Consider the following 799-nt stretch of genomic DNA (forward strand, 5'->3'; position numbering starts at 1 on the left):
GGCATTGAACCATTCGTACTGCAACCAGCCATGCACATACGGACTATGGCGTTCGCTGGCATTCGCATACCAGGTACCGTACACCCCGACCGTATAGCCCGTCAGGCTGTTATCAGATTTGTAGCTGGTTTCCCCCGAGTCGGTGGTGCCGGTTGCGCGCCCGTAGCCGGCCATCACCCCCAGCCCGAAGCGATCCTGCCCGGTAAACTGCGTATCCCACACGTCGCCCCCCAACTGCGCCACATAGCGGTTGCTGGAGTTGGACAGTTGGCCCGATGCATCTTCGAACTTGTTGCGCGAGCCCACCTGACGCAGCCACAGGCTGGAGCGTGTCTCCGTTCCGCTCAGGTCGCCGCTGTCACGTGCGTCCCCGGCGTGCAAATCTTCCAGCCGGGTGTTGAACAGCGTATTGGCGGCGGCGATGTTGGCGATAAAGGCCCCGGATTCCGGGTTATAGGTCACCACCTTGTCCTGATAATTGGAGCGCAGGTACCAGTTGCCGTCTGCCGTGTCCGTCGGCGTCCCCTGGTAGAGGAAGTATTCCAGTACCCCGGCCTGGGCACGGCCATTCAGGGTAAAGGTGCCCGCCGAGTTCCCCCCGACGTTGATCACCTGAATGCCGTTGATGTTCTTCGCCCCGTCCCCGCCGATATTGCTGACGCTGACCGTGCTGGAACCGGAGGTATTGCCCGTCACCACCAGCCGGTCGGTGGCGGCGTCATCCCCGGCCAGCACGGTATTCAGGGCGACGTTACCGCCGTTGCCCACATAGTTGCCGTTGATGATGAAATCGCTGTAG

At 61.6% G+C, this 799-nt stretch carries 1 protein-coding gene; it reads right to left on the bottom strand.

From position 1 onward, the window contains the following. Positions 1-799, bottom strand: a 799-nt coding sequence (locus WG891_RS26605; protein ID WP_337274591.1) for an autotransporter outer membrane beta-barrel domain-containing protein, incomplete at both ends; no start/stop codon positions are given.

Origin of the sequence: Serratia sp. MMO-28 (assembly GCF_037199905.1) — a bacterium.
Taxonomy (GTDB): domain Bacteria; phylum Pseudomonadota; class Gammaproteobacteria; order Enterobacterales; family Enterobacteriaceae; genus Chania; species Chania oryzae.